The sequence below is a fragment of the Streptomyces sp. NPDC005492 genome, assembly GCF_040605995.1.
Classification (GTDB): domain Bacteria; phylum Actinomycetota; class Actinomycetes; order Streptomycetales; family Streptomycetaceae; genus Streptomyces.
Map to the genome: position 1 here is coordinate 1 of NZ_JBEXDX010000073.1, position 25,270 is coordinate 25,270.

Below are 25,270 nucleotides of genomic sequence, written 5' to 3' on the forward strand. Positions count from 1 at the left end.
GATGACCTGGGCGAGGCGTCTGGCGATGAACCGGGCCCGCCAGCGGTCCACGGTCGATCTGTCGATGCCGAGGTCGGCCGCGGCCTGCTGGTTCGTCCCGCCCTCCGCGCAGCGCAGCACGATCCTGGCTCGCAGTGCGAGGAACTGGGCGGTCTTCGCCTGCCGTGCCCACTGCGTCAACTATTTCCGCTCAGCATCGTCCAGGACCAGGTCGGCCTTCGGCCGGCCGATCCAGCCGGCGTCCTCGAGCCCGGCCATCCGCTCCGCGGAAAAAGCCCGACGCCACTTGCCCACCGTCTTGGCCTGAACACCGACGACCCTCGCGACACCCGCGTTTGACATCCCGTCAGCACACGCCAGGATGATGCGAGCCTTCTCGGCCGAGCGCCGGTTCGGTGATTCCGTCCGGAGCACCAACTCGGCACGCTCGGCCTCGGACAGCGTGATCTCCACAGCAGAAGGCCCCGGATGCGGCATACCACCAGGGTAGTAACTAACCCTCAGGACTTCTGGCGCATTACACCAGTGCTGCATCAGGCAACGTTCGCGCTGTCGACGACGGCGTGGAGGCGCCGATCGTCGGCGTGGCAGTTTCGCCAGATGTGGGGTGTGCTGGACGGCCGGTGGCAGGGCTGTGCACACGGACCGCGCCGTCACTAGTGCTCTGACCGGGAAGGTTCGCCGGGGCGGTAGCTTCGCCTCGATAGGCTGCACGGTGTGATCAACTCATACGCGAGCTCCGACGATGCTGCAGTCGCGATAGCTGGGGCACAGGCTGGCGCGGATGTGGTCCGCAACGTGTACGGCCAGCGACTCAACCGCATCGACAAGGGTGCCGGGGACTTTGCCACCGCCGCTGACGTGGACGCCGAGAAGGCGATCCTCGGCGCTATCCGTGCCGCACGGCCCGATGACGCGGTACTCGGCGAGGAAGGCGGGCAGCAGGGCGCCGCCGACGCTGTGCGCCAGTGGTTGGTGGATCCCTTGTGCGGCACGCTGAACTACGCCGTCGGCAACATGCTGGTAGCCGTGAACGTGGCGCTGCGCGATGGGGCGGCGGCGGTGGCCGACCCGTTCAGCGGCGAGGTCTTCTTCACCGACGGGGAGAGCGCCTGGGTGCGGCATGGCGGGGACGACGACGCACTGCTGATGCCCACGCCGTCTACCAGGCTGGTGGATGTCAATCTGGATCCGCCGTTCCCCAGCGCACCTGGATTCCGGGCCGTGGATCTGCTGGCCCACCCTGAGTTCGTCGAATGTTTCCGGCCGCGCGTCGTATCCACGACGCTGGCGCTGGCCTGGGTGGCTGCCGGCAAGCGCGCCGCGTATGTCACCGATGGCGGCGACGTCTCCAGCAGTGTGCATTTCGCAGCCGGCATTGCTTTGTGCCGGGCTGCTGGCTGCGTTGTCACCGGGATCGACGGCTCCCCGATTGGTGAGGCGGGTCGTGGGCTTGTGGTGGCCGCCGACGAGGAAACCCACGGGCTGCTGATGTCGATGATGCGCAGCCAAAGCTAGTGCTGTGACTGCACGGGCTTCGCCGGGCTGGGTCAGGCTGCGACTTGGAGGGGCCTGCCGCCCCAGCGGATGCCCTTCTCACTGCGGGTCCGGGCACGTTCACGGCGTTGAGCTGCAAGGCCTTCTGGGTGGCGGGCGTTGGCGTTGCGCCAGCGCAGGTAGGAGTGGAGGGCCCGCGTCTGGGCAGTGTGGCTGCGGTGGTTGGAGTTGGCGACGGTGAACTGCCGCAGCGGTCCGAAATGGGCCTCGATCGGGTTGGCCCAGGACGCATAGGTCGGGGTGAAGCACAGGTTGACCTTGTTCTTCTGCGCCCAGCGACGGATATCGGCGCCCTTGTGGGCGGACAGGTTGTCCAGGATGACGTAGATCGGGGCGCCGTCAGGGCGGGCAGCCCGGATCGACTTCAGCGCGACCAGACTGTTCGCGGCTCCCTTCTTGCGGCGGTTGACGCCCCAGAGAGTGTCGTCGCCGACCGAGTAGCAGCCGTGGAAGTAGCGCACCCGTGGGTGCGGTGGTACGTCGCGGGATGCCGCTCGGACCGGCCCTGCTCGGCCCAGCACGACCCGGCAGTGGGCCGGATCCCGAGCGGTCCGAACTCGTCGAACGCAAAGACACGGTCCGGGAAACGCTCCAGCACCTCCTCGATGCGGTCCAGCTTGGCGTCGCGCTCGGGGTCCGGCGACTCCTTCCACATCTTGGTCCGCTGGAAGGTGACACCGCGGCGGGCGAGGAGGCACCGTAACGCCTCGCGACCGACCCGGATGACACGACCGTGCACTTTCCGCAGGTAGGCGGCGAGTTTGCGGATAGACCAGTGAGTGAAGGGCTGACCGAACTTGGTCGGGCGGGTGGTGGCCGTCTGCACGACGAAGTCCTCATCGTCAGGGCTGAGCAGGCGGGGACGGCCTCCCGCCCACTGAGGGTCCAGACAGGCCAGGCCGATCTCGTTGAAGCGGTGGATCACATCCCGGACGGTGTCCTCATCGGCCTGGACCAGCTGCGCGATCACCGGCACCCGGTTCCCACCGGTCGAAGCCAGCAGCATCATCGCGCGCCGGTAGCGCACCGAACTGGTGCTGCCCCGGCGCACGATCTGCTGCAGCTTCTGCCCCTCCTGGTCGGTCAACAGACGCACACGGACAAGCTCCGCCACCACACCCCCAGCGGTCGGAGCGGACGCCACCCTGCATCCAACCGACCGGATGCCCGCCCCGGCGAACCTTCCCGGTCAGAGCACTAGACATAGCCGGACGGTGACTGGCGATCACCGCGTGTCAGAGACCTGGGAATGACTTTCAGGTGGCGTTGACCCGTCAGTAACCTGCTTCAGGGTGCCAGCGGAGCGGGCAGTCCTGACATGCTGGGCGACATGGCGACTCTCGACGGAACACCCGTATCCGCAGACGACCTGCTCCCCCTGGCCTTGACCAGCGTCGGCCACTTCACGTCCATGCGTGTCAGCGCTGACGGCACCGTCCGCGGCCTGACCCTGCACATGGAACGTCTCGTGCGGGACAGCAAGATCGTGTGGGGCGCAGACCTGAGCACCGAACGTGTCCGTGAATACGTTCGCCAGAGCCTGGAGGGGCAGAGCGGACCGTGCGTCGTCCGAGTCACGATCTACGACCCGAAGATCGACATGGGGCATCCAAAGGATGCCGACGAACCTCACATCCTGGTGTCCATGCGCGGTGCCAGCGAGATGCCCCCGGAGCCGCTGCGCGCTATGAGCGTGACGTATGAGCGTGACTTGCCCCAGGTGAAGCACGCGGGGCTCTTCGGTGCCCTGCACGCGCGCCGCACCGCGCAACTCGCGGGCTTCGGTGATGCGTTGTTCGTCGGCCGTGATGGTCTCGTATCCGAGGGCGTCACTTGGAACGTGGGGTTCGTCGACCAGGACCGCAACGTCGTGTGGCCGCAGGCGCCGGCGCCCGTGCTCCCCGGTGTCACCATGGCCCTGCTCCAGCAGGACGCCGACCATCGCGTCGCCACCGTTACCCTGGACCAGGCCATGGGCATGGCCGCTGCCTTCGCGACGAACACCAGCATCGGGGTCAGGCCCTTGTCCGCCATCGACGACACCGAATTCCCCATCGATCACCCGGTCTTGGGTCAGCTTCAGGAGAAGAACCTGTCCGTCCCCGGCGAGACCGTGTAGGACGAGACCATGACGGGGTGACCAAGTGGACTGTCAATCCCCTCGCAGGTGGAGACGATCTATGCGGCCAGTCCCGCGGCTGCACGACGCCCAGCCTGCGGCGGGCCCGCTTGAACTTCCGGGAGCAGTATTCGCTGCCCCTGTCGGTGTGCATGATCACGCTGCGGACGTCGCCGCCCCGGGGGGCTGCGGCCATGTTGAGTGAGGCCACCGCCAGCTCGATGTCACGCCGGGCGCCCATCGCGTAGCCGAGCAGCCGACGGGAGAACAGATCAATCGCCGTTGCCAGGTAGAGCTTGCCCTCGCCGGTGTCGATCTCGGTCATGTCGCCTGCCCAGACGAGGTCCGGTTCCTGGGCGGTGAAGTCCCGGCGGACGAAGTCCGGTGATGGTCTGCGCCTGACTGCCAGCGTCTGATCGTCATCCCGATGTCAGTGGCATGTTCGGTCTGAGCAGGCAAGAAGCCCTGACACTCTCTGCCGAGTTCTTAAGACACTAGTGACGAAGTCTCAGGTCAATGTCGTGCAGACCGGTATAGAAAGCGTGTAGCGAGGTTGCGGGCCTCCAGTACGACCTTCAAGACGGGAGTGGTGGGGGTGCCGGCGGCCAGTTCCGCTTCGCATTTGGCCAGTAGCACCGGCCACAGTGCGTGGGCGAGTTCCACCTTCTCCGGGCGCAGCCGCAGCCGCATCAGGGGGACCCTGATGTCCTGGTGGGCAGCTCTGGCTGCCTGGAGTTCTTGGCGCAGCCGCTCCTGCCAGTCGTGGCACTCGGCGGACTGTCCCTGCCGCATGGTGATGGCGGTGATGGCGGGGGCCAACTCGTCGTCGGTGAAGTTGGCCAGCTCGTACTTGTCGCGTCCCCACACCTGAATGTTGACCATCAGGTCGAGGACGTCCTGGCCGATGGCGGCGTCCTGGTACTCGACTTCCTCGCTGATGCACTGCTGGAGAGATCTGCGCATTTTATCGCGCTTGTCCTGGGTGGAGAAAAGGGTCACCCTGAACCGCCGGGCCACCTCCCGGTCGCCGGCCCCCGCCTCCATCAAATCAGCGGCCGCCAACCGGACCCCCTCACGCCGAACCCGCTCCTCAGCCGTCAGCCCTCCGCCATCGGGATACCTCATCCCTCCGGCATAGCGTGGCCCACGACAGCCGTCACGACCCCACGTAACCCACCTCAAAGATTTCTAGAGGGCGTCTGAAAAGCCTGCCCAGCGGGCAAGTTGCCTGGTAGCGGGGCGGTGCGCACTTTCGGGGGCTGGGGTGTGCGGGCTGCGTACCCGTTACTCGACGGATCTGTCCGATGCGGAGTGGGAGATCCTCCGTCCGTTGGTTCCGGCAGTCAAGTCCGGTGGTCGGCCGGCGAAACATACCCGGAGGGAGATCCTCAACGCGCTGGCGTACTGGCTGCGGGCCGGCTGTGCCTGGAGACTGCTGCCGCATGACCTGCCGCCGTGGCAGACGGTCTATCACTACTGGCGGCGATGGCAGCAAGAAGGCGTGTGGGAGCGGATGTTGACGGCGTTGCGCGAACGCGAGCGGGTGCAGCTCGGCCGCGAACCCACCCCCGGCGCTGCCATCGTGGACAGTCGGAGCGTCCGGGCCAGTGAACGCGGTGGCCTGCACGGGTACGACGGCGGCAAGAAGGTCAGCGGCGTCAAGCGTCACCTGCTCGTCGACACCCGCGGCACCGTCCTGGTCACCTGCGTGAGCCCGGCGAGCGTCGGCGACCGCGACGGTGCCGTGGTGCTGTTCTCCCGGGCCGCCGACGCCTTTCCGCGCCTGCAACACGTGTGGGCGGACCAGGGCTACCGCGGCGCCGACTTCCACAGCTGGGCCCGAGAAGCCACCGGCATCACCGTGGAGGTCGTGCAGCGCCGCGACGGAGGATTCCGCTCGACCTGGTCGAAGGCAGTTACACCACCACCGGCAGTGGCCCTCTTCGCGGTGGTCCCTCGCCGTTGGGTGGTTGAGCGGACATTCGCCTGGCTGGGACGGTGCCGCCGCCTTTCGAAGGACTACGAGTACCTGCGCGCCTGCTCGGAGAACGCCATCTACCTCACCATGGCCATGCTCCTCGTGCGCCGCCTCGCAAAACCAGCCCGTTGACAGGCTTTTCAGACGCCCTCTAGCGGCAGTTCCGACCGCACGTGACCGTATTCACCCGTGCGCTGTATGGTCTAATTCATGGAGACGCAGCACTCGAAGAAGGCCGTGCGGAAGTACAACTCCCCGCTGCGCGCACGGCAGGCCGCCGAGACCCGGCGGCGCATCCTCGATGCGGCGATCCTCCGGTTCGGCGAGCATGGCTACACCCGCACGACACTGCGCGACATCGCCCGCGAGGCAGAGGTGTCGAGCGACTCCGTGCAGGCCCAGGGTTCCAAGGCGGACATCTTCCTCGCCGCCTTCGACCTGGCGCTTGTCGGCGACGACCAGGCGTTTCCGCTGCGTGAGCAGCCGGACCTGTCCGATGCGTACGCCGCCGAGACGCTTGAGCGGTTCTACGCCTTCGGCTGCGCTTTCCTGGCCGAGAGCAGCCGGCGCAGCGCGAGCATGTGGGTCGCGTTCTTCGGCGCGGCGGCGAACGACCCGCATCTGGCCGAGGCCTACGAGGCCAAGACGGCCGCGATGCGGGCGGAGTCCGTGACCGCCGTGCGTTTTCTGATCTCACGGGAGTTGATCAGCCCGCCCCGGAACATCGATGTACTGGCCGACGAGTTGTGGGCGACGGCGCACATCGCGCAGTACGTCCTGCTGGTCCGTCAGGCCGGCTGGAACGAAGAGCAGTACGTGGAATGGCTCACCGACACCATGATCGCCACCGTCCGCCGCCACTGCGGCTGAGACGGCCCTCCTCGTTCCTCCAGCGGCCACGCGGCAACGCGTAGCGCACCACCGCACCACCGAGACCGTCTCCGAGGCGTCCGCAGGGTGCCTCTTCTCCCACATCACACCCGGAGCTGTAAGAACCATGACTCGAACAATCGTTGCCGCCTCGCCGATGTACGGGCACGTCGCCCCGATGTGCGCGATCGCCGCGGACCTGGTGAACCGCGGCGACGACGTCACCTTCCTGACCGGCGGCCTCTTCCGCGAGGTTGTCGAACGCAGTGGCGCGAAGTTCGTCGCACTGCCGGCCGAGGCCGACTATGACATCGCCAGGCTCCCCGAACTCCACCCCGAGTACGCGGCACTGGAGCCCGGTCCCGAGCGGATGATGTACGAGATACGCAACCTGTTCGTCAAGCCGGTGCCGGCGCAGCACGCCGCTCTGCAGGCCCTGCTCGCCGAGGCAGACGGCGAACCGGTTGCCGTACTGCACGACAGCTCGTTCATCGGCACGACCCCGATCCTGCTGGGCGCGCCCGGTATCCGGCCGGCCGCGGTGATCGCGATCGGCGTCACGCCGCTGACCCTCTCCAGCATCGACACCGCTCCGTTCGGACCCGGACTGCCGCCGGACAACTCTCCGGAGGGGCGCGAGCGCAACCGTCAGGCGAACCTCGCCGTTCAGGAGATGTTCGCCCCGGTTCAGCAGTACGCGGCCGATGTCGTGCGCGGCACCGGAGCGACGCAGGAGTATTCGTTCCTGCTGGATTCGGTCGTGACGGCGCCCGACCTCTTTCTGCAACTCTCCATCCAGGAACTGGAGTACCCGCGCAGCGACGCCCCCTCGAACCTGCGGTTCATCGGGGCGCTGCCCGACGCATCGCACTCCGACGAGGCGTCGCTGCCCAGCTGGTGGCCGGAGGTCACCGGTGCGGGGCAGGTCGTGGTCGTCTCCCAGGGCACTGTGGCCAACCGGGATCTCGGCGAACTCATCGAACCCACCCTCGAAGCGCTGGCCGATCTCGACGTGCTGGTCGTCGCGGCGCTCGGGCGAGAGGCTCAGCTCGCCTCGGTCCCGGCGAACGCGCGCGTCGTCGAGTTCGTTCCCTTCGCCGACCTGCTTCCGCACACGGACGTGCTGGTGAGCAACGGCGGCTACGGCGGTGTCCAGGCCGCACTGCGCAACGGCGTACCCATGGTCCTCGCCGGCCAGACGGAGGACAAGGCCGAAGTCACCGCACGTACGGCGTGGACGGGGGTCGCGGTCAATCTCGCGACGCAGCGCCCCACGCCGGCCGAGGTGCGCAAGGCCGTCGAGGAGGTTCTGCTCACCCCGAGCTACAAGGAGAACGCCACGCGGCTCAGCGCCGAGTACGCGCTGCACGACGCGTTCGCGGACATCAGCTCCGCGATACGCGAAGTGCTCGCCGAGCGCGACCGCTGACGCGGAAGCGATCACCGACAGTGGATCCAGGTGATCCCGGCGAAGGTCGCTGATTTCGCGATGACCCGCGCGTGATCCCGCTCCCGGCCGCGTCGATCGAAGGTCGCACGGTCGGTAACGGCAAGCTCAGGCGGTGCGCCGTCGGTACGCCCTCGTCGTACCGACGGCGACCCCGATCACAGACGAAGCTCTCATGAATGCCCCCCGTTACAGGGGGGTCGGCGGCAGGTCGCCCGCAGGGCACTGGTCAGCAGGTGACGGCAGTCCAGCGTGGCGTGGCGGGATGCTCATCGCCCTGCAGAGCCCGGTGTACGGTGAGTACCGCCTCATACCGCCGTGCCTGCTCGAACAGGCTCAGCGCCTGCAGATGACGGGCCGCCATCTCAGCCATATCGGCGTTCGCCCGCCGCGTCTGCGAGTTCATTGCTGCGCAGTCCGCGACTTGATCAGCCAGCTCCAGGGCGCTGCCTGGCCGCCGACGCCTCGCACCCTCACCACGGAGATCGCCCGCGCCGCACAGGCGGGCCAGCGCCAGAGCGTGGTGTGCCGGTGGGTTCTGAACGAGCCCGCCGCCGCCGACCACGTCGCGAAAATCGCCGAAGGCCCCGACCAGGGTCCCCTGACAGAAGATCACATGGACGTGGAAGGTGCCCTCGTCTACGCCTGCCTCCTCCACCTGACCGACCACCCCGAGTCCGCCCAGTTCTGGTGGCAGCTCGCCGCCGGTGCCGGCAGCCGCGCCGCCGCCTACTGCCGGCACCTGCACCACCTGGCCGTCGGTGAGTCCAAGCGGGCCTGGCACTGGTTCCACCAACTCACCCACGCCGTGGCCGACACCACACCGCCCGACGCCGCGTTCCTCGAAGGCCTGGAGATCTTCGCCCGCTACGTACGCACCAACGGCTCCCGCGCGCTGGGACCCACCGGGAGCCTGGAGAGCGAAATCGACCGGCTCGCCGCGCGCCCGCCCGGCTGCTCCGTCATCGTCGCCCGGCCCGACCGCCAACTCGTCGACCGCCTGCAGGAGTTCATGGACCGCTGACCACAGATCCACACATGGAAGAAGGATCCGTCCCGGCCACCGGTTCCGGGGCCACAGGCCGGGAGGACCCACCACGACGCCGACAGTGACGAGAGGACGGCTGACTTGAACCCTAACGCTCACCCGCCACGGGCGGACAAGAACCGACGCAGTGCCGCCGTGGCCTGGCGCGCCCGCCGCCGGCGCACCGCGCTCACGCAGGTGATGCGCGGCGCCTGCTACGGCATCGGCACCGGCGCGGTCGGCCTCGCCTTCGTGTGGGCGCAGCAGCACCTGCTGTGAGAGGGCATCCGGGCCGACGAGGGCCTGGACGCCGAGCGTGCCCGGGCCGCGGTGAAGACGCTGTCACTCACGGTGTACGAGTCCCGGGGCGGCGGCCGCTGAAATCCTGCGGGCAGCGCCATTCCCTGACAACTGGCGTCCGCGGCTTGTGGATCCTCGCTTCGGGCTCCGTCCCCTGGCCCGCCCAGGTCGACGTCGCCTCGCAGAATGGGCGGGGCTTGATCAGCCCTGCCGAGGCGTTCGTGAGAATCCCGTTCGACCGGGTCTCGCAGTGACCTGCGAGGCCCGGTCGGCAGGCTGCACACCTACGGCTCGAGATTCTCGGTCTGAGTCACCTTCGCCGCGCCAGGTGCCCCGTCGATCCTGAAGTCCTGCGTATACGTGTCCTTGGTGTCGCAGGTGACGGTCGCCGTGGCGTTCCTGCCGGTCGTCGGGATCTTCTTGAAGGTGACCGAGTACTCGTTGCTGTTCTTCACGCCCGATGTGTCGGCCTTGGTTTCCTTGCTTGTCTTGATCGACACCTTGGTGGGGGAACCGCCGTCGGCGCAGTCGTCCACCGTTCCTGTGACGACGACTGGTCCAGGGGTTGCGGCTGCTGCCTGGCTGACTGCTCCCAGCGCTGTCGCTCCTGTCAGAGACAGTGCCGCTGCGGCGGCGAGAATTGCGACGCGATTGCGCATGACTTCTCCTAGCTTGTCGGCTGACACCGCGAATGTTTCCGAACGTAATTAGGGGTGGAATTCCCGTGTTACGTCGGGGCATGGCGACCCATGAATGAAATATTCATTCGTGCTGCCGGCTGATGCGGTGAAGTGGCCTGCCTCTACCAAGGTCGTTCTTCTGCCTGTGTGGGTCAAGGGGAACCGATACCCACGGGTAGCGGGGTAGAACTACCCACAAAACGGCATGTCAGTGCAGGTCTATGTCCGGTCGGTGAGCCCGTGCTCGATTGCGAGGCGGGTGAGATCCGGCCTGCGCCGGGACCCCGTTTTCTCCCCGATTCGGTCGAGGTGTGAATGGACCGTGTGCTTGCTGATACGAAGGGTGCGGGCGATTTCGTGGTCGGTCGCGCCGCTGGCGAGAAGTTTCAGGACGTCCTGCTCGCGGTCCGTGAAATGCGGGGACTGTTCCAGCAGATAGCTGGCGGGCGCGGACACGTAACTGCGGCCCGAGCCCACGGCTCTGATCGCCGTCAGTAGTTCGTCCCCCTCGGCCTGCCGGCTCAGATAGCCACTCGCTCCTGCCCGGATCACCTGGATGGCGTCGATCTGCGGAGACGACGACATGACGATGACGGCGTGTCCCCGCGCGCGCAGCTTCGCCACTCCCGCGGAGAGTTTCGGGGCGGAATGCTGGAGGTCCATGAGGACGACCTCCGCCGTGTGCAGGCTGCCGTCCGCGCTCTCGATCGACAGTGCCGCCGCGACCAGGTGAAGGTCCGGAGTGGTGTCGATCAACTGGGTGACGCCGTGCCGGAAGACGGGACAGTCGCCGATGACCGCGATCCGCACCAACCTGGCGCTCACGTGCGGCGGCCGATGCCTCGCGGCGCGCGAAGGCGGCGGATTCCGCCCGGCTCGGGCATGATCGTGGCCGCCAGCTCGGCGTAACCGTTCATGGACATCTCCGATCTCGCGCGGGCACCCAGCCCTCAGCCTCGGCGGGACGGGGGACCCCCGCGCGTCGGATTAGCCCGTCCGAGGGCAAGCCCCGGGTACGAGTGCCAGTGGTACGCGTGGACCACGGCGTGGCCCTCGCCGCGGCCGATCATCCACTTGTTCACGGGGGTGGTGATCAGGAAGGCGATCACGAAGCCGCCCAGGAGGGTGGACCAGAACAGGCCGTCCGACAGCACCATGGCAGAAGTGCGACGGCTCCTGGATCTTGCCCATTCCCCAGCAGCCTGGCTACCGAGGCGCCGGCACCGGCTCCACCGGTCGCACTGGCGCCGACACCATCAAGCCGTCGCCCGCCACTGTCACTACCAGTGCCGCGCGCACCCCGATCGGGTGGGTCACGAACCGTCACCACCCTGATGCAGCGTCAGCTCACTGGACTCGAAACAGGCATGCCGACCAGGACAAATGGAGAAGCGCAACTAAGGGCTGTCCCGTAAATGATCTAGGGCGTGCTGGTTGACCTGCTGGCTTCTGCGTCACCCGGCAAGGACGAGGTTGTGCAGGCGGGCGATGCCGAGCATGGCGTGGTGAACGCCTTCGCCTTTCAGGCGGCAGTCGCGGAGGATCTTCCAGCCCTTCATGCGGGCGAAGACGTGCTCGACGCGGGCGCGGACTTTGCGGTGCGAGGCATTGTGTTCTTCCTTCCAGGCCGGGAGTTCGGCCTGGCCTTTCTCGCGTCGGTGCGGGATGACCAGGCCCGTGCCCCGGTATCCGCCGTCCGCGATGACGGTGGTGTTGCCGACGGCGTCTTTCGCACCGGACAGCTCCCACGCCTTGCAGTCGTTGCGGTTGCCCGGCAGCGGCCGGCCGACGGCGACGACGAGCCGGGTGTCGGCGTCGATGACGACCTGGTGGTTGGTGGAGTACCGATAGTTCTTCGACTGCTCGGCGATGGTGTGGTCGCGGGTGGGAACGAGGGTTCCGTCCACGATCAGCACGGTGTTCTTCGCGAACCGCTTGCGCTGCTGGAGGGCCAGTGCGGGGCCGAGGTGGTCGATGATGCGGTCGGCGGCCGACTTCGACACCCCGAACAACGGGGCGAGCTGGCGCAGTGTGAGGTTGGTGCGCCAGTACGCGGCGACCAGCAGGACCCGGCCCTCCAGCGGCAGGCTCCATGGCCGGCCCTTGCGGACGGGGTCCGCGCCCTCGCGCCGCAACGCGGTGATCAGCTTGCCGAACTGACGCGGGCTCAGCCCGGTGAACGGGGCTATCCAGGACGGCTCCGACGCCGTGATCACACCAGCCACAGCTGGATCTTCTCAAAGATCGACGCCATGGCACGATGACCGCCATGTCAGGTCAGGTCTGGGTGTCACTCATATCGCTGGGCGGCGTTGTCCTCGGCGGCTCGTTGTCCTACCTCGTCCAGCACAGGACTCAACTCTCGGCGGAACGCGCTGAACAGCAACGGCAGCAGATCTCCTTGGCGGAGGCCCGGCGAGCGGAACGACTGGCGCTGCTGGAGCGGTTCATCGAGGTGGGGGCCGAAGCCGAACGCTCCGCTTTCAGCCGACCTTCCGAGTGGGACGACACCCATGACTGGTACCTCACGACCCGGGACGTCATGAACAGGCTGTGGGTCGCGGAACGGCTCATCCGCATCCAGTTCCCCCTGCCCGTACACGACGCGGCACGCGCATACTTCCTCGACCTCAACCGAACGGTGTGGGAAGGCTTGCCCGAGGGCGAGAGCGTGCGGGACTACCTGGAGGACAACCGGCTGGCGTTTCTGGACGCGGCACGCGCGGTCATGGGGTAGCGCACCGCCGTTCCCGGAGATCCTTTACGGGACAGCCCTTAGAGTACTAAGAGATTTATAGCGACAGGGAAAGTAAGCAACGAAAACACTGAGCACGTCCAACTTGAGCAGGCCGAGGTCTTCGACGTCCTCTTTGTCGGCCTGCAGCATCGCCTAACCGCCGGGAGTCGGCTGCACCGGAACACGGTCCAGCAGCGACACGTTCGAGATGATCACACCGCACGGGTGCATCGCGTAGCCGCGCGGGAGGGCATCCAAGCCCTCGGCGAGCTCCCACAACGGTCCGAACTGGGCTGCACGTGCGGAGAGTTCGCGGAGCTCCGGGCAGTTCTGCGAGGGCGCTGCGGATGTCGCGGGCCCGGATGTGCGGGAAGCTCGTGGCGACCTCGCCGATCACCTGCGGTGGAATCCCGAGGGCCAGGCCGGTGTCGCGCAGGGCGTGCCGGGCCCGATAGGTCTCGGGCATGCCGGTGACCGCGGTCCGCTCCCGCCTGAACCGGCCGATGATCGCGTCATGCACCTCCAGCCGCCGCTCCGACTCCACATCCAGGTCGATGTCCTGCAGCGACGTCCGCCGCTCGCTCAGGAAGCGTTCGAACAGGAGCCGGTGCTCCAAAGGGTTGGCCGTGGCGACGAAAAGCGAATGGTTGACCATGGAGCCGGCGCCCGAGCTGCGCGCCGCCACCCGGATCCCCAGGGCCCGGGTATCCGCGACGACCTGCGCGACAGCGAGGAAATAGCCATCGAAGCCGAGCCGCCCGATCACGTCGAGTTCGTAGTCGATCTGCCGGACGGCGGCCTCGTCGCGGTCCAGGCCGCGGGCGACCATTCCGGCATCGCAGCGCCTGGCGCAGCAGTCGCATCGCCGAGCCCGCCTCCGGGCCCGCGCCGACAACGGACGGCGCGGGAAAGTGCGGGCGCCCCATCCCCAGCTCGGCCGGGGTGAGCGTGCAGGACTGGCCCGTCGCCTCGGTCCCCGCCAGGAGACGGGCTGCCCGGCCCCGGTCGTCGCCCACCGCACGGGCGATCCGCTCGGCGGCCGCGATCATCTCCTGGGGCCCCTCAGCCAGCGCTCGCCGCTGTCCAGGCGCCGGCGATCGATGGGCCGGAGAAGCCGCGCAGCGTCGAGGACATCAGCCAGCCGGTGCTGGTCAGGATCGGCGTAGCGAACCGCACTGGACAGCACGTTCGCACCCCGAGCTGGTCACCCAGACCGACCGTGCGCGCCGCCAGCCGCAGCTCGGCGATATCGGGGCGGCCGGCGGACAGCGCCCGCATGGGCTCAGCAGACGGTCCGAGGATGACGACCAGGACCTCGTCCGCGTACGCGCGCAGCGTCACCCATGACACGACGGGCAGCCCGTCCCCGGCCTCTCCGTACGCGGCGGACACCAGGCGGCACAGGCGCGCCCACCCCGCGAGGTTCTGCGCGAGCAACGTGACCCGTAGCGGCGGTTCGAGCACATGTGCACCGCCGCGTGCCGGCGTCCTCGGACGGCCGGCTGCGGGGCCGGGCGCGATGAGCGGGGCGACGGCCACGTCGACGCCGAAGACCGGGCGGACCCCGGCAGCCGCAGCGGCCTTGGCGAAGCGGACGCTGCCCGCGAGGGTGTCCCGGTCGGTCAGCGCAAGGGCCGTCATCCCGCGCCCGGCCGCACGCTTGACAAGGTCGTGGGGGAGGGATGCGCCGTACCGGGCCGAGTACCCCGAGGCGACGCGCAGATGAGTAAATCCAGATCCACGCTGCTCACCTCCGTTTCTCGCGTACCCCTCCCTGACCTGTGGCCTCTCCAGGTATGCACCATAACTCGAAATCGCACAAGCGTGCGAACGAGTGGAGCTGATGCTGTCGAACGTCTGTGATGCTCATGTGACTGTTCGCGCCAGTTGGCGGATGTTCACGAAGTTGGCCGGTCCGGCCCGTGTGATCACATGACCTGCTGTGGCGCTGGGGTTGGCGAGCTGACGGCAGAGTCGGTGGGCAACCGTAGTGCGGTTGCGCGCGCCCTTGCGGTCCTTCAGAGGCTGTCGTCACGAGGGCACGCTGCAGATACGAGGGCAGGCGATGTGCCCAGGTGGTGCCGAGGGCGCCGACGAACGATAGAACGTAAGGGTGAGGGACGAGAACTGCCCTGATGAGGATGCCCGGCCACTGCGTGGGGCGACGCCGGGGATCGACTACCAGGCGCTGTTCGCGGTCACTCCCAGCCCCTATATGGTGCTGGGCCCGGATCTGGTGCTCGCCGACGTCAATGAGGCGGCCTGCCGGGTGACCGCCCGTACTCGGGAAGATCTGCTCGGGCGGTACCTCTTCGATGCCTTCCCTGAAAATCCGGCGGACCCGGATGCTGACGGGGTGCGGAATCTGCACGCCTCCTTGCATCGGGTCCTGCGCTCGAAGGAGCCGGACACGATGGCGCCTATGAAGTACGACATTCCCGTGGCCGACCGCCCAGGCGTGTTCGAGGAGCGATGGTGGTCCGCGATCAACACACCGGTGCTCGGGCCGGATGGGCAGGTGGAGTGGATCATTCATCGGGGGGAGGACGTGACCGCGTTCATCCTCTCCCATCCTCGTCCCCGAGAAGGCGGGGCGCTCAGCGACGTGGAGGCGATGGAGGTCGAGCTGTACGCGCGGGCGCGGGAACTGCATCGACTGAACGAGGAACTGCGCCAGGCCCACGCCCGGGAACGCCAGGTCGCCGTCACCTTGCAGGAGGCCATGCTCCACTCGCCCCATTTGGCCCGGCACCGGGACACGGTGGTGCGCTATTTGCCCGCCGTCGGGTCACTGAACGTGTGCGGCGACTGGTATGAGGTGGTCGACCTTCCCGAGAACAGATTCGCCGTCGCGGTCGGCGACGTCGTCGGCCACGGCCTGGAGGCCGCCGCCGTCATGGGCATGCTCCGCAGCGCGCTGTCCGCCTCCGTCCGGGCCGTCGAAGGGCCCGCGAGGGCCCTGGACGTCCTGGGCCTGTATGCACGCTACGTGGAGGGTGCGCTGGCGACCACCGTCGTCCAGGCCGTCGTCGACACCAACGCTCGCCGCATCATGTACAGCAGCGCCGGCCACCCGCCGCCCGTCCTGCTCCACCCCGACGGGACCAGCGATCTTCTCGACCAGGCCACCGACCCTCCACTGGGGGCCCGCCCCAAACACGTCCCCCGCCTCCAGGCCGACCTGCCCTACGCCCCTGGTGACACCTTCGTGCTCTACACCGACGGTCTCATCGAACGCCGTGGCGAGGACATCGATGCCGGTCTGCAGCGTCTCACCGACGCGCTCGCCCGCCATGCCCGCCACAACCCCGACCGTCTCGCCGACGCCTTGCTCGCGCACCTCGGCGTCAGCAGCGGCGCCCGCGACGACATCGCCCTGATCGTCATCCGCCTATGACCCGCGCGCCGTCAGCTGAACGCCACAGGTGGCGAACCCCGCCACCTGAAACGGTGCCTGCCGAACTGGACATGGCGACCACGGATTCGCCATCTATCGCGAACAGACCTCGCCAAATGCGACGAATAGAACTGCCGTGACCAGCCAGGACGCACCCGCTCGCTCGCCAACTACCGTAACCAGTCACAGCTCAGCGTTAATTGGCCAGGCGCATCGATGGTTGGCCACTCGGTCTGGCGTTGGAAGATCCACTATTCGGGCGGACAGCCCGCCCACCCTTGATGTGGGTGGCACACGGCACTGGATAAGTCGAAAGTCACCGGATGGTGACGGTTACCTTGTGCCTATGTCATCGCTGTTTGAGGACCTCCCCCTGACGGGTGAATCAAGCGACACACCGCAGCAAGGAGCGGCTGCCACGACAGGACGCCGGTACGTGCCGCCGGGGCGTCCGTCCGAGCCTCCTCAGCTGGACTTCCCGCCCGTCCGTAACGGCATCGACTACCTCGCAAGCGTCGTCGAGCATCTGGACGAGAACGAATCGGCCGTCGAACCCCGGGACCTCAAGTACGCCGTGCTGCACCTGCAAGCCGCAGTCGAGGTGCTGCTCAAGGCCCGCCTGCTGCGTGAACACTGGAGCCTGGTCTTCAAGGACCCCGGCAAGGCGACGAGGGCGGACTTCGAGAGCGGGTCCTTCGAGAGCTGCGGGACCGACGCCGCGGTCGAGCGCCTCCGTGACATCGCGGGGATTGCCATCGACCGCAAGGAGACCGAGGCGCTGAAGGACCTGGCGAAGGACCGCAACGCCCTGCAGCACTACGGCCTGACGCACAACGCCCACGCAGTCGAGGCCCGCGCCGGCCGGGTCCTCGACTTCCTCATGCGCTTCCTGGACACCCAGCTTCTGCCGCTGCTTCAGGGACCGGAGCGCGACCGGGCAGAACGGGACATGATCCCGGTGGACGCGGGAGTGAAGAACATCAGCTCCTACGTCAGACGACGCCTCAACCGGCTGCGCGGGGAGCTGGCCGGGCTGACGACCCAGACCATCATGTGCCCCTCCTGTGAGCAGATGACCCTCGTTGTCACCCCTCAGAATGGGGAGTGCCGCTTCTGCGGCCAGTCCTGGGACTCGGCCGAGCTCTTGGTCTTCTCCTACGTCGGCTGCTCAGACGGTCTGTTGGCGCTGGTGTATCCCTGCCCCCAGTGTGACACCAACACCTTTGTCGAGAGCGTCCGCTTCGTGGACAGTCCCAAGGGGTCCGACACCCTGTACTGCTTCGGCTGTGCCGTCCGCCACGAAGCGCAGGATCTCTCGCTTTGCACCAGTTGTAGTCGCCCGTGGCCCACCGAGGCCGACGACGGCGGCTCGGTCGCGACCCTCTGCCCAGACTGCTGGGAGCAGCTCGCGCCGGAGGACGTCGCATGATCGCCGTCTTGGAGCGTGCGTCGTCTATCGCTCGGTCGCCGCGTACCGCCCACGTAGAGAAACCGTACGCGCGATGATGCTGACCGCTAAGCAGCGGAACATCCGGCATCCGGAGGGCGCGCAGTTGGTGGCTCATCCGGATTTCCGGGGGCAGGCCCCGGCCAGCGGCCGGAAGGCCCCCGGCTGGAGACCCGTAGCCACGGTGTGGGCGTGGGTGCCGCCCGCCGATGATCCGGTCGTGATGATCCACGGCTACGCGGGCGGTATCGAGCTGGGCGACGCCGTCCCGGCGGACGGTCCGCGTCCGTGACCCCCCAACCTGCCTGCCGAACCGGCAGCCGACGATGTCGCCGCGGCCGCCTCCCTGGACTGGGTTCTGGGACCTGTATGGCCAACTATCTCTGAGCAAAATAGCCAACTGTCTTTGAGCGCAGCCCGGGTCACCAGCGGTCTCTCCACCGTCTCCGGCCAACTATCGCTGAAGGTCACAACGCCGCGCAGCGGACGCGAGGAGCGGGGGCCTTGATTCACGGGCCCGGGGAGCACGCATGTGACGTGCCTCTCACTTCCCAAGTTGTTCTGCGCCGTCACCTTGATCGTCCCGAGGTTGACGACCTGCAGACCCCTCTGGATCGGGAAGCGGTTCAAGTTGCATTGGATGCAACTCGTCCCGAATGCGTTCGAATCGGACGGGATGGCGGTAGCGGCCGTGATCGACGGCGGTGTCGCCGCTGAACTCGGCGACCAGGTCGGGGTGGAGCAAGTGGTACTCCAAGTCGGCGCGGGTGCCCCAGCCGACGCTGAAGCGGCGGCCGTGTCAGGGGTGATCGCGTCCGGCGGGAACGAGCCGGTGGGCGAGGTCGCGTCGTACCGCGGTGGGCAGCGGGGTCGTCCGGGCGATCATTCGCAGGGTCCCGATGGCGTCGTAGCGGCCCAGCAGCAGTGTGGCCGGCGACTTCAGAGTCCCGGTCACCGCGCCGATCACCCCCTCGGCCGTGGTGCGTGAGCACTGGCGAAGAGTCGGTATTCGAGTGGTGCAGTATTCCGGCGCGAGTGATCTAAGTACCGTACGGATCAGGTAGGGGCGGCTGCCGCACGGGCGTGCATATGGTCTGGGTCTTTTGGGAGATCGCCACGGCCGCAGAGCAGTTGCCGCGTCGTACCTGAACGACCTGATCGCTAAGACGTCTGTCGGGCAGGGTCGGCCGGTCAGGGTCGCCTACCGCCACATCTCGGACATGTGCCCACGCTCGCACTCCATCCCATGGCGTTGAGTCGGGCAGGCGATGTGTAGCGTCTGCTGGTACCTCGCAGTTGGATCAGGCGCCGACAACCGACAGCTACGCCACGGCGGGCTGTCATCCCGGACTGGCGGGTGCAGGTTGGTGCCCGCCGCCGGTGGGCTCGAACCCTGCCAGCATCTGCTCCAGTGCCGCCTGGTCCGGCCCGACGAACCCCGGTTGCCCGGCTGCCGATCCGAGCGTGTCGATCATCGACGGGGTGATCCCCGGAGCCGGTGGCAGATGCGTGGAGAGGACGAGTTCCGGCTCCCTGTCCCGCAGCGTCTGGAAGGTGCCGAGGAACTTCTCCACGTCTACGTTGTGCACCCACGGGCTGTCGACCGTGGCCCACAGCAGCTGCGCGGCCCGCAATTCCTCCACGCCGATCGCGCCGACGTCATCGGCGTGTGCGGCTTGGGCACTGGGCATCGGCCCGCCGAAGCAGTCGGAGCTGAAACAGACCCCCGAGCGGTCGTCGAAGAGGCCGACCGTGGCCGGGTTGTCGAACAGCGGTGGCCTGAACGCGGTGAGTGTGCGGTCGCCGACGTTCAGGGTCTGCCCTGGGTTGATCAAATATAGGCGATCGAGTGGCAGCGGCCTCTCGCAGGACATCAACCCGGCGGACAGGAACGTGGTCACGACACGCGCCTTGGGCGCCGCGGCCAGCAGATCGAATATCCCGCCCGTGTGATCACGATCGGGGTGGGTCAGCCAGAGCCATCGCACATCGGCGGGATCCAGCACGGAACCGAGCACCTCCAGGAAGTTCCTGTCGGGGAGCCCAAGTCCGGTGTCGATGACGACGGGCTGCGAGGCCAGCAGTACGAAGGCGTTGACTGGGAGGTGCCCGATCCCTGGTACCTCGATGCTGTCATTGAGAACGCTGATGTCCGGGCGGACCTTGTGAACCGGCATGTCGCATCTCCATGCCCCCAGGATGGTGATCGCGCCGTGGCCTGTGCGTCCATCATCTGCCCCTTCCTCTGGCCCCGCATGCCGGCCAGGGCGCCAGGAAGAGGCCAGAGGTGCACATGGCAGCACAGGCGCGTCGACAGGGATATCGACCGCGTTTGGCCAATACGTACCCGGTGGGCCGGCTCAGAGACAGCGCACGGTTTGCCGTCTCCAGATCCACGGCCGCCCGCAGCGCGAGCAGTTCCTTGCGGGTCAGAGCGGGGTGTGTGTCGCCCTGCCGCCAACCCCGGCTCCCGCGCCCGCCGCCTGTTCAACGACCTCGCTGTGGACGTTGCCGACATCAGGCGTCTGCTGCACTGCTACATCAGCGTCCCGCGTACCCCTTCGGTCGGGCTGTTTCTTGCCGCCGACGCAGCGGCAAGAAACAGCCCGAACGCTGCTCGTTCTGCGGGCACGCCTGCAGCGAGGAGCGCTGCCTGGTCGCCGGACCCGAAGTGGGGGTCCGCGCCGGGTGCGTCACCCTGTGCAGCGAAATCCTCGCCCACCCCGAGGGAGGCGGCCACGATCATCCGTGAAACGACACCGGTTCCGGTCGCCGGCGGGCCAACTAGTGCCGCATCAGACACCGTTCGCCGTCGTGTGACGAGGAGTCCGGGTGCGTACGTTGCTTGATGAGCACCGGGCGCCCCGCGACACGCCTCGTCGATCGACTCACGCCTGTCCTCGGACGGGGTGCGTCCTGCGTTCAGGCCGCGGCGCGGAAGACGTACGCCTTCATCTGGGCGGTGACCGGCCCGGGGCCCAGACGGGCCGTCATCTCCTCGATGACGGTGGCCCGGACGGCTGGTTCGTCGCCGCGCTCCTCGACGGCCGTGCGCACCGGTGTCCCGGTTAGGTAGCCGGTGGCAAGGTCGGCGGTCGACGCAGCCCGGCCCTGAAGCGTCAGCTCCTGCTCCTCCTCGACGGCGAACCCGGCGGCGGTCAGATCGGCGACCACGACAGCGGGGTCGGCGTAGCCATGCGGAACCGTTGGGAAGAACCGCGGCGGGTCGACCGGAAAGGCCCGCTCCAGCCCTGCCTGCAGCGCGACTTCGAAGCCGTGCGTCCCGAGCGGGCCCCAGGTGTTTAACAGGAACCGGCCGCCCGCGGCCAGCACCCGCCGTACCTCGGTGAAGGCCGCAATCCGGTCGGGGAAGAACATCACGCCGAACTGGCAGACCACCAGGTCGAAGCCTCCGTCGGGGAACGGCAGCCGCTGCGCGTCGGCCTGCCGCCACTCCGCGCCCGGGGCTCGGGCCGACCCGAAGGCGACCATGGTCTCGTTGAGGTCGGTGGCCGTCACTCCGGCCGACGGTGCCGCGGCGAGCGGGTTCGATGTCAACACGCCTGTGCCTGCAGCCAGTTCGAGGATGCGCCGAGGGCGGAGTGCCGCCGCCCTCGCGGTCAGGTCCTCGGCGAAAGGCTGGAAGATCACCGGCACGAGGTACTGCTCATAGGCCGCCGGCATGGACTCGGACCACCGCTGGTCGGCACTGATTCCCGTCACCCTCATGACGGTAGTGCCGCACCCGGAGACCTCTGCTCCGCCGCGCCGCCCTGCACCCTGGAGCTGGCTTTGCCTGACAAGTCGGCGGGGCAAACGTTCTCTGACGCGGTACCAGGGTCCGGCTCACGGCCGGGGGCTCCGGCCGGATCCGCCCGGAGCGCTGGCTGGTCCTGCTGAGTGATCCGCTGATGGCATCGAAGACCCTGCCCGGATGGTGGCATCTGTTCGGGCAGTCGGACCCGTCAGCGGGTGTCCAGCCGGTGTTCGGCGATCCAGCGGGTGGCAAGAAGCCCCGCGGCGGGGGTGAGGACTGCTGCGGCGATGACGGTGGCCGCGGTCCCCGGCCTTGAGGATCTGACCGCGGTCGACGTCCTGGACGCGGCCCCGAAGTGCAGGCCCGCTCGCTGCTGGGACCAGCACGGTCCGGAACTGTTCCGGGCGCTCGCCGCCGGTCGGACGGCGCCGCGCATCCTGAGCCAGGTGCCGGATACCCCAAAGAGTTGGGGTTCCGGGGCCGACGTGGTGCGCCGAGGATTTGCCGTATGGACACCATTGAGCAGAACAAGCAGACCGTGACCGCTTTCATCGACGCGCTGTTCACCAGGGGTGACCTGTCGGCCGTCGACGTCTACCTCGCCGAGGACTTCGTCAACCACGACCCGCCGGTCGGTGTCGGCCCGGACCGGGAGGGCATGCGGGCCGCGGGCGCCCTGTTCCGGCAGGGGTTTCCGGACTGGCATTCCGACCTGGATTTCCTGGTCGGGGAGGGAGACCTGGTGGTCGAGCAGTTCACCGCCTCCGGCACCCAGCAGGGCGAGGTGATGGGCGTCGTGGGTGACGGGCGCACCGTGGTCCTGAAGGGGATCAACATCTTCCGGGTCCGGGGCGGCCGGATTGTGGAGCGCTGGGGCCGTCTGGACGACCTCGGACTGTTGCGCCAGCTCGGGCTCGTGCCGACGCCGGCCTCGGCGTAGCGTCGGTGTCATGGCCACCGGCATCCGGGAGCGACGCGTCGAGCGGCTGATCGACCGCTGCTACGCAGGTCTGCCCCTGCCCGAGCTCACCAGCGAAGTGCTCCACCGTTTGCCGGACATCCTCCCTCTGGAGGCTGTTTTCTTCGCGTCCGTCGATCCTGCGACCCTGCTGTTCACCTCCGTGGCGGCCCAGGAGCCCTTGGACGGCGCCAGTTCCCTCTTCCTGGACAACGAGTACGGGCGCGAAGACGTCAACAAGTTCACCGCGCTCGCCCGCGGGCCCGACACGGTCACGTCGTTGGACCGGGCCACCCGTGGCCAGCGCTCCGAGAGCGCCCGCTACCGGGAGATCATGGCCGGCCTGGGCCTGGGGGATGAGCTGCGGGCCGCCCTGATCGCCGGGCGCGACTGCTGGGGCGTGCTGTGCCTGCATCGGGCCGACGGGCAGGCCGGCTTCTCCGGCCAGGACCTCGATGTGCTGAGGAAGATCGCCCCGCACCTGGCCGAGGGCCTGCGCCGTACCGTCGTCCAGGAGACGCCGAGGCGAGGAGGGCCCGGAACACCGGGCACCCCCGGCGTGATCGTGCTCGACCAGGAGCTCGCCCTCGTCTCGATCAGCCCGGGCGCTGAGCAGTGGCTCGCCCGGCTGCCCGGCCCCCGGATCGTGGGACTGCCCCTGCCCGTGTACTCCGTCGCCGCGCACCTGGCCACACCCGAGGAGGTGCCGGGGTCAGCCGCGGCGGACCGCCATGGATCTGTCCGGCTGCGGACGAGCGACGGTCAGTGGCTGTCGCTGCACGCCACCCGGCTGCGGGGCCCAGTGGGGGAGCAGATCGGAGTGATCGTCGAACCTGCCCCCGCCGCCGAGATCGGATCCCTCATCCTGGCCGCGCACGGCCTCACTCCGGCGCAGAACCGGGTGACCGCCCTTGTGCTGGAGGGCTGCTCGACCCGGGAGATCGTGGAGCGGCTCCACGTTTCCGCCTACACCGTCCAGGAGCACCTGACAGCCGTCTTCGCCCGGTTCGGCGTCCGCAGCCGACGGGAGCTCATCGCCGCGCTCCTCTCCTCGCACCGGCCGAGCCAGGAGTGCCCAGTCGCAGGGGGGAAGCCATCGGAGGATCCACCATGACGAACTCGAATGCTGAACTGATCGGACGGGGGTACCGGGCCTTCGCCGAAGGCGATATCCCCGCCGTCCTTGAGCTCTTCGACCCCGACATCACGTGGCACGTCCCGGGGCACAGCCCACTGTCCGGCGACTACCACGGCCCCGACGGCGTCTTGAAGTTCTTCGGCCTGTGCATGGACCTGTCCGGTGGGACCCTCAAGGTTCCGGCAGACGAGATCCTCGCCGACGGGGAGCGGGTCGTGGTCCTCAGTGAGGTGTCGGCCGAGCGGCACGGCAAGTCCTGGTCCTCCGCGGAGGTCCACGTCTGGCGCGTCGTCGCTGGCAAGGCCGTGGAGTTCCGCGAGTTCCAGGGCGACGAGAAGGCTGAGGACGCCTTCTGGTCCTCGTGAACCTCCAGCCGGCCCCGGGCGCGGCAGGTACGGGTGATCGCGTCCGCACCAACGGTGCCGGGGGCGCGGTCAGGAGGTCACGACGTTGAACGCGGGATAGATCTTCGGCTGAACGTCCGGGGCGCCAACCTCCTTGAGCATCGGCATGAGGACCTCCCTGAACTTTTGGAAGGCGTCCCCGACTCCCAGACGTCCACGACCAGCCAGCCGTTCGGCGTGGAGCCGGCGGCGTGTGAGATCAGGCCCGGGACGGGCCAGTCGGACGCCTTCTTGACGCCCCCGCGCCCGCCGGTGATGTGGTTGGTGTCCTGCTCGTACATGGCCTGCGTCATGCCGGGCATATCGAGCACGGTGATGATCGCCACAGCGAACTCCCGTGCGAGAGTGTGAAATCGGACGGGCACCAGTCGAGCATGCGCCGGGGCCCGTCGCGCGCTGGCCTAGGGCCTGTTGGGAAAGTCGTGGTCATCGAGGCGCTGGATCGCTTGCGACTAGGGCAGTGTGGCTTCGAGGATGGAGTACATGCCTGAAGCCCCTGACGTCGAGACTGCCTGGAGTTGGCTCTTGGAGCGCAAGCCCGGCACTCGGGGGGCCACCCACGACTCCTTGCTTATCGTCGTTGAGGCTGCGCATGCCGAGCCGTGCTTGCGCAGCCTCTACCCCTTCCCGACGCATGGGACGCTGCACTTCCTGCGCAGCGCCCCGCCGTGGGCTGACCTGAATTATGACGACCTGCCCTTCATCGTGTGCGGCGGACCGCCGTACAGGGTCTACTCCTCGGGCTACGTCGGCCTCCTCGGCAAGACCGAGACGCCCGCGGAAGCCGCCGCTCTCGTGGTGAGCCACTTGCCCCCGGGTTAGCTATTTGCGAGAGTGGATCTTGGTCATGGATGATCAGGATCCGTGGGGCGTGGAGATCTGACGAAAGGCCAGTGTGCCCGGCTGGAGCCGTTGCTACCGCAGGGCATCAAGCCCGGCCGTCCCCGGGTGTGGACGCGGCGGCAATTGATAGACGGCATACGGTGGCGCACTCGAACCGGTGCTCCCTGGCGGGACGTGCCGGAGCGGTACGGGCGGTGGGACCGGGTCTATGACCTGTTCCGGCGCTGGCAGCGGGATGGCACCTGGGCGAGGATCGTCACCCGGCTCCAGGCCGAGGCGGACGCGAAGGGCCTGATCACCTGGGACGTGAACGTCGACTCGACCGTCTGCCGGGCGCACCAGCACGCCGCCGGGGCGGCGAAAAGGGGGACCTGCAAAAGGAGCCGCCGGGCGGCATTGCGGTCGAGCCGGCCGACCATGGACTCGGACGCTCCCGAGGTGGGCTGACTACCAAGATCCACCTTGTCGTTGAGCAGGGGCAGAAGCCTCTGTCGGTACTAATCACGGCTGGCCAGCGGGGTGATTCTCCGCAGTTCGAGCCGGTCCTGGAGGCGATCCGGGTGCCCCGACTCCGGCGCGGCCGGCCCCGCAGACGACCGGACCGGGTGCGG

At 68.0% G+C, this 25,270-nt stretch carries 27 protein-coding genes and 4 pseudogenes; 16 read left to right on the forward strand and 15 right to left on the reverse strand.

Annotated features, from left to right (window positions below; all coding sequences use genetic code 11):
* Together ABZT04_RS43525 and ABZT04_RS43530 are read right to left on the reverse strand one after the other, a co-directional pair.
* On the reverse strand, positions 1-180 hold a 180-nt coding region (locus ABZT04_RS43525), incomplete at its 3' end, for a helix-turn-helix domain-containing protein (RefSeq protein WP_356065560.1).
* Positions 181-477 carry a helix-turn-helix domain-containing protein gene (locus ABZT04_RS43530; protein WP_356065563.1) on the reverse strand — a complete coding sequence of 99 codons (297 nt, stop codon included), beginning with the start codon at positions 475-477 and terminating at the stop codon, positions 181-183.
* A gap of 240 nt (positions 478-717) precedes the next feature.
* On the opposite strand from ABZT04_RS43530, the gene ABZT04_RS43535 reads away from it, so the two are divergent.
* Entirely contained in the window at positions 718-1,518 is an 801-nt protein-coding gene (locus tag ABZT04_RS43535; RefSeq protein WP_356065566.1) for an inositol monophosphatase family protein, read from the forward strand.
* 32 nt (positions 1,519-1,550) lie between these two features.
* On the opposite strand, the pseudogene ABZT04_RS43540 reads toward ABZT04_RS43535, so the two are convergent.
* A pseudogene (locus ABZT04_RS43540) lies at positions 1,551-2,671 on the reverse strand (IS630 family transposase).
* A 216-nt stretch (positions 2,672-2,887) separates the two neighbouring features.
* Between ABZT04_RS43540 and ABZT04_RS43545 the strand changes: the two are divergent.
* Positions 2,888-3,676: an aminotransferase class IV family protein gene (locus ABZT04_RS43545; RefSeq protein WP_356065569.1), complete on the forward strand. Its 789-nt coding sequence runs from the start codon at positions 2,888-2,890 to the stop codon at positions 3,674-3,676.
* Here ABZT04_RS43545 and ABZT04_RS43550 read toward each other — a convergent pair.
* The gene (locus tag ABZT04_RS43550; RefSeq protein ID WP_356065637.1) at positions 3,573-4,085 is read right to left on the reverse strand and encodes a DDE-type integrase/transposase/recombinase; all 513 of its coding nucleotides are present in this window, start codon (positions 4,083-4,085) and stop codon (positions 3,573-3,575) included. The two genes, ABZT04_RS43545 and ABZT04_RS43550, sit on opposite strands and share 104 nt — an antisense overlap.
* A gap of 104 nt (positions 4,086-4,189) precedes the next feature.
* The gene (locus tag ABZT04_RS43555; RefSeq protein ID WP_356065572.1) at positions 4,190-4,639 is read right to left on the reverse strand and encodes a hypothetical protein; all 450 of its coding nucleotides are present in this window, start codon (positions 4,637-4,639) and stop codon (positions 4,190-4,192) included.
* A gap of 301 nt (positions 4,640-4,940) precedes the next feature.
* On the opposite strand from ABZT04_RS43555, the gene ABZT04_RS43560 reads away from it, so the two are divergent.
* The 3 genes from ABZT04_RS43560 to ABZT04_RS43570 all read left to right on the forward strand — a co-directional run bounded on the left by ABZT04_RS43560 (position 4,941) and on the right by ABZT04_RS43570 (position 7,953).
* Entirely contained in the window at positions 4,941-5,786 is an 846-nt protein-coding gene (locus ABZT04_RS43560; protein WP_356065575.1) for an IS5 family transposase, read from the forward strand.
* A gap of 78 nt (positions 5,787-5,864) precedes the next feature.
* Positions 5,865-6,524: a TetR family transcriptional regulator gene (locus ABZT04_RS43565; RefSeq protein WP_356065578.1), complete on the forward strand. Its 660-nt coding sequence runs from the start codon at positions 5,865-5,867 to the stop codon at positions 6,522-6,524.
* A 127-nt stretch (positions 6,525-6,651) separates the two neighbouring features.
* Entirely contained in the window at positions 6,652-7,953 is a 1,302-nt protein-coding gene (locus ABZT04_RS43570) for a nucleotide disphospho-sugar-binding domain-containing protein (protein WP_356065581.1), read from the forward strand.
* Positions 7,954-8,200: 247 nt separating this feature from the next.
* On the opposite strand, the gene ABZT04_RS43575 is transcribed toward ABZT04_RS43570, so the two are convergent.
* Entirely contained in the window at positions 8,201-8,377 is a 177-nt protein-coding gene (locus ABZT04_RS43575) for a hypothetical protein (protein ID WP_356065585.1), read from the reverse strand.
* 18 nt (positions 8,378-8,395) lie between these two features.
* Here ABZT04_RS43575 and ABZT04_RS43580 point away from each other — a divergent pair, with 18 nt between their 5' ends.
* The gene (locus ABZT04_RS43580; protein ID WP_356065588.1) at positions 8,396-8,995 is read left to right on the forward strand and encodes a hypothetical protein; all 600 of its coding nucleotides are present in this window, start codon (positions 8,396-8,398) and stop codon (positions 8,993-8,995) included.
* 105 nt (positions 8,996-9,100) lie between these two features.
* Complete coding sequence (locus ABZT04_RS43585; RefSeq protein ID WP_356065591.1) at positions 9,101-9,277, forward strand: hypothetical protein; 177 nt, start codon at positions 9,101-9,103, stop codon at positions 9,275-9,277.
* Between the two features lie 305 nt (positions 9,278-9,582).
* On the opposite strand, the gene ABZT04_RS43590 is transcribed toward ABZT04_RS43585, so the two are convergent.
* From ABZT04_RS43590 to ABZT04_RS43605, 4 genes and pseudogenes are all read right to left on the reverse strand, one after another.
* Positions 9,583-9,957, reverse strand: coding sequence for a hypothetical protein (locus tag ABZT04_RS43590; protein WP_356065594.1), 375 nt, complete (start codon positions 9,955-9,957; stop codon positions 9,583-9,585).
* 240 nt (positions 9,958-10,197) lie between these two features.
* Entirely contained in the window at positions 10,198-10,803 is a 606-nt protein-coding gene (locus tag ABZT04_RS43595; protein WP_356065597.1) for a response regulator transcription factor, read from the reverse strand.
* A 200-nt stretch (positions 10,804-11,003) separates the two neighbouring features.
* Positions 11,004-11,129: pseudogene (locus ABZT04_RS43600) on the reverse strand (DUF4396 domain-containing protein); the annotation flags it as partial.
* Positions 11,130-11,432: 303 nt separating this feature from the next.
* A complete protein-coding gene (locus ABZT04_RS43605) occupies positions 11,433-12,203 on the reverse strand; it encodes a transposase (RefSeq protein ID WP_356065600.1) in 771 nt (256 codons plus the stop codon).
* 35 nt (positions 12,204-12,238) lie between these two features.
* Between ABZT04_RS43605 and ABZT04_RS43610 the strand changes: the two genes are divergently transcribed.
* Positions 12,239-12,715, forward strand: coding sequence for a hypothetical protein (locus tag ABZT04_RS43610; protein ID WP_356065603.1), 477 nt, complete (start codon positions 12,239-12,241; stop codon positions 12,713-12,715).
* 84 nt (positions 12,716-12,799) lie between these two features.
* Here the strand turns inward: ABZT04_RS43610 and ABZT04_RS43615 are convergent.
* A pseudogene (locus ABZT04_RS43615) lies at positions 12,800-14,437 on the reverse strand (PHP domain-containing protein); the annotation flags it as partial.
* 391 nt (positions 14,438-14,828) lie between these two features.
* Here ABZT04_RS43615 and ABZT04_RS43620 point away from each other — a divergent pair.
* The 3 genes from ABZT04_RS43620 (at position 14,829) to ABZT04_RS43630 (ending at position 17,851) form a co-directional block, all read left to right on the forward strand.
* Positions 14,829-16,112 carry a SpoIIE family protein phosphatase gene (locus tag ABZT04_RS43620; RefSeq protein WP_356065604.1) on the forward strand — a complete coding sequence of 428 codons (1,284 nt, stop codon included), beginning with the start codon at positions 14,829-14,831 and terminating at the stop codon, positions 16,110-16,112.
* Between the two features lie 436 nt (positions 16,113-16,548).
* Positions 16,549-17,541 (forward strand): hypothetical protein, encoded by a 993-nt coding sequence (locus ABZT04_RS43625; RefSeq protein ID WP_356065607.1) that lies wholly within the window; start codon positions 16,549-16,551, stop codon positions 17,539-17,541.
* Positions 17,542-17,614: 73 nt separating this feature from the next.
* Positions 17,615-17,851, forward strand: a complete 237-nt coding sequence (locus ABZT04_RS43630; protein WP_356065610.1) for a hypothetical protein — start codon at positions 17,615-17,617, stop codon at positions 17,849-17,851.
* A gap of 507 nt (positions 17,852-18,358) precedes the next feature.
* Here the strand turns inward: ABZT04_RS43630 and ABZT04_RS43635 are convergent.
* The 4 genes and pseudogenes from ABZT04_RS43635 to ABZT04_RS43650 form a co-directional block, all read right to left on the reverse strand.
* Complete coding sequence (locus tag ABZT04_RS43635) at positions 18,359-18,514, reverse strand: hypothetical protein (RefSeq protein ID WP_356065613.1); 156 nt, start codon at positions 18,512-18,514, stop codon at positions 18,359-18,361.
* Positions 18,515-18,899: 385 nt separating this feature from the next.
* Complete coding sequence (locus ABZT04_RS43640) at positions 18,900-19,736, reverse strand: MBL fold metallo-hydrolase (protein WP_356065616.1); 837 nt, start codon at positions 19,734-19,736, stop codon at positions 18,900-18,902.
* Positions 19,737-19,869: 133 nt separating this feature from the next.
* Positions 19,870-19,992, reverse strand: a pseudogene (locus ABZT04_RS43645) (integrase); the annotation flags it as partial.
* Between the two features lie 489 nt (positions 19,993-20,481).
* Entirely contained in the window at positions 20,482-21,288 is an 807-nt protein-coding gene (locus ABZT04_RS43650; RefSeq protein WP_356065619.1) for a class I SAM-dependent methyltransferase, read from the reverse strand.
* A 536-nt stretch (positions 21,289-21,824) separates the two neighbouring features.
* Here ABZT04_RS43650 and ABZT04_RS43655 point away from each other — a divergent pair.
* The 5 genes from ABZT04_RS43655 to ABZT04_RS43675 all read left to right on the forward strand — a co-directional run bounded on the left by ABZT04_RS43655 (position 21,825) and on the right by ABZT04_RS43675 (position 25,106).
* Positions 21,825-22,256 carry an ester cyclase gene (locus ABZT04_RS43655; protein ID WP_356065622.1) on the forward strand — a complete coding sequence of 144 codons (432 nt, stop codon included), beginning with the start codon at positions 21,825-21,827 and terminating at the stop codon, positions 22,254-22,256.
* A gap of 10 nt (positions 22,257-22,266) precedes the next feature.
* A complete protein-coding gene (locus ABZT04_RS43660) occupies positions 22,267-23,388 on the forward strand; it encodes a LuxR C-terminal-related transcriptional regulator (RefSeq protein WP_356065625.1) in 1,122 nt (373 codons plus the stop codon).
* Positions 23,385-23,777 carry a nuclear transport factor 2 family protein gene (locus ABZT04_RS43665; protein ID WP_356065628.1) on the forward strand — a complete coding sequence of 131 codons (393 nt, stop codon included), beginning with the start codon at positions 23,385-23,387 and terminating at the stop codon, positions 23,775-23,777. The genes ABZT04_RS43660 and ABZT04_RS43665 overlap by 4 nt, the downstream gene beginning before the upstream one ends.
* A gap of 522 nt (positions 23,778-24,299) precedes the next feature.
* Positions 24,300-24,638, forward strand: coding sequence for a DUF6193 family natural product biosynthesis protein (locus tag ABZT04_RS43670; RefSeq protein WP_356065631.1), 339 nt, complete (start codon positions 24,300-24,302; stop codon positions 24,636-24,638).
* A 42-nt stretch (positions 24,639-24,680) separates the two neighbouring features.
* Positions 24,681-25,106: a transposase gene (locus tag ABZT04_RS43675; protein WP_356065634.1), complete on the forward strand. Its 426-nt coding sequence runs from the start codon at positions 24,681-24,683 to the stop codon at positions 25,104-25,106.
* The last annotated feature ends 164 nt before the right edge of the window (positions 25,107-25,270 follow it).

Bases quoted from the DNA above. Each gene is read 5' to 3' on its own strand.
- ABZT04_RS43610 (WP_356065603.1), top strand. From the start codon at position 12,239: ATGACCGCCATGTCAGGTCAGGTCTGGGTGTCACTCATATCGCTGGGC.
- ABZT04_RS43570 (WP_356065581.1), top strand. From the start codon at position 6,652: ATGACTCGAACAATCGTTGCCGCCTCGCCGATGTACGGGCACGTCGCC.
- ABZT04_RS43630 (WP_356065610.1), top strand. From the start codon at position 17,615: ATGATGCTGACCGCTAAGCAGCGGAACATCCGGCATCCGGAGGGCGCG.
- ABZT04_RS43660 (WP_356065625.1), top strand. From the start codon at position 22,267: ATGGCCACCGGCATCCGGGAGCGACGCGTCGAGCGGCTGATCGACCGC.
- ABZT04_RS43545 (WP_356065569.1), top strand. From the start codon at position 2,888: ATGGCGACTCTCGACGGAACACCCGTATCCGCAGACGACCTGCTCCCC.
- ABZT04_RS43555 (WP_356065572.1), bottom strand. From the start codon at position 4,639: ATGCGCAGATCTCTCCAGCAGTGCATCAGCGAGGAAGTCGAGTACCAG.
- ABZT04_RS43665 (WP_356065628.1), top strand. From the start codon at position 23,385: ATGACGAACTCGAATGCTGAACTGATCGGACGGGGGTACCGGGCCTTC.
- ABZT04_RS43655 (WP_356065622.1), top strand. From the start codon at position 21,825: ATGGACACCATTGAGCAGAACAAGCAGACCGTGACCGCTTTCATCGAC.
- ABZT04_RS43670 (WP_356065631.1), top strand. From the start codon at position 24,300: ATGCCTGAAGCCCCTGACGTCGAGACTGCCTGGAGTTGGCTCTTGGAG.
- ABZT04_RS43590 (WP_356065594.1), bottom strand. From the start codon at position 9,957: ATGCGCAATCGCGTCGCAATTCTCGCCGCCGCAGCGGCACTGTCTCTG.
- ABZT04_RS43575 (WP_356065585.1), bottom strand. From the start codon at position 8,377: ATGAACTCGCAGACGCGGCGGGCGAACGCCGATATGGCTGAGATGGCG.
- ABZT04_RS43640 (WP_356065616.1), bottom strand. From the start codon at position 19,736: ATGCCGGTTCACAAGGTCCGCCCGGACATCAGCGTTCTCAATGACAGC.
- ABZT04_RS43565 (WP_356065578.1), top strand. From the start codon at position 5,865: ATGGAGACGCAGCACTCGAAGAAGGCCGTGCGGAAGTACAACTCCCCG.
- ABZT04_RS43530 (WP_356065563.1), bottom strand. From the start codon at position 477: ATGCCGCATCCGGGGCCTTCTGCTGTGGAGATCACGCTGTCCGAGGCC.
- ABZT04_RS43650 (WP_356065619.1), bottom strand. From the start codon at position 21,288: ATGAGGGTGACGGGAATCAGTGCCGACCAGCGGTGGTCCGAGTCCATG.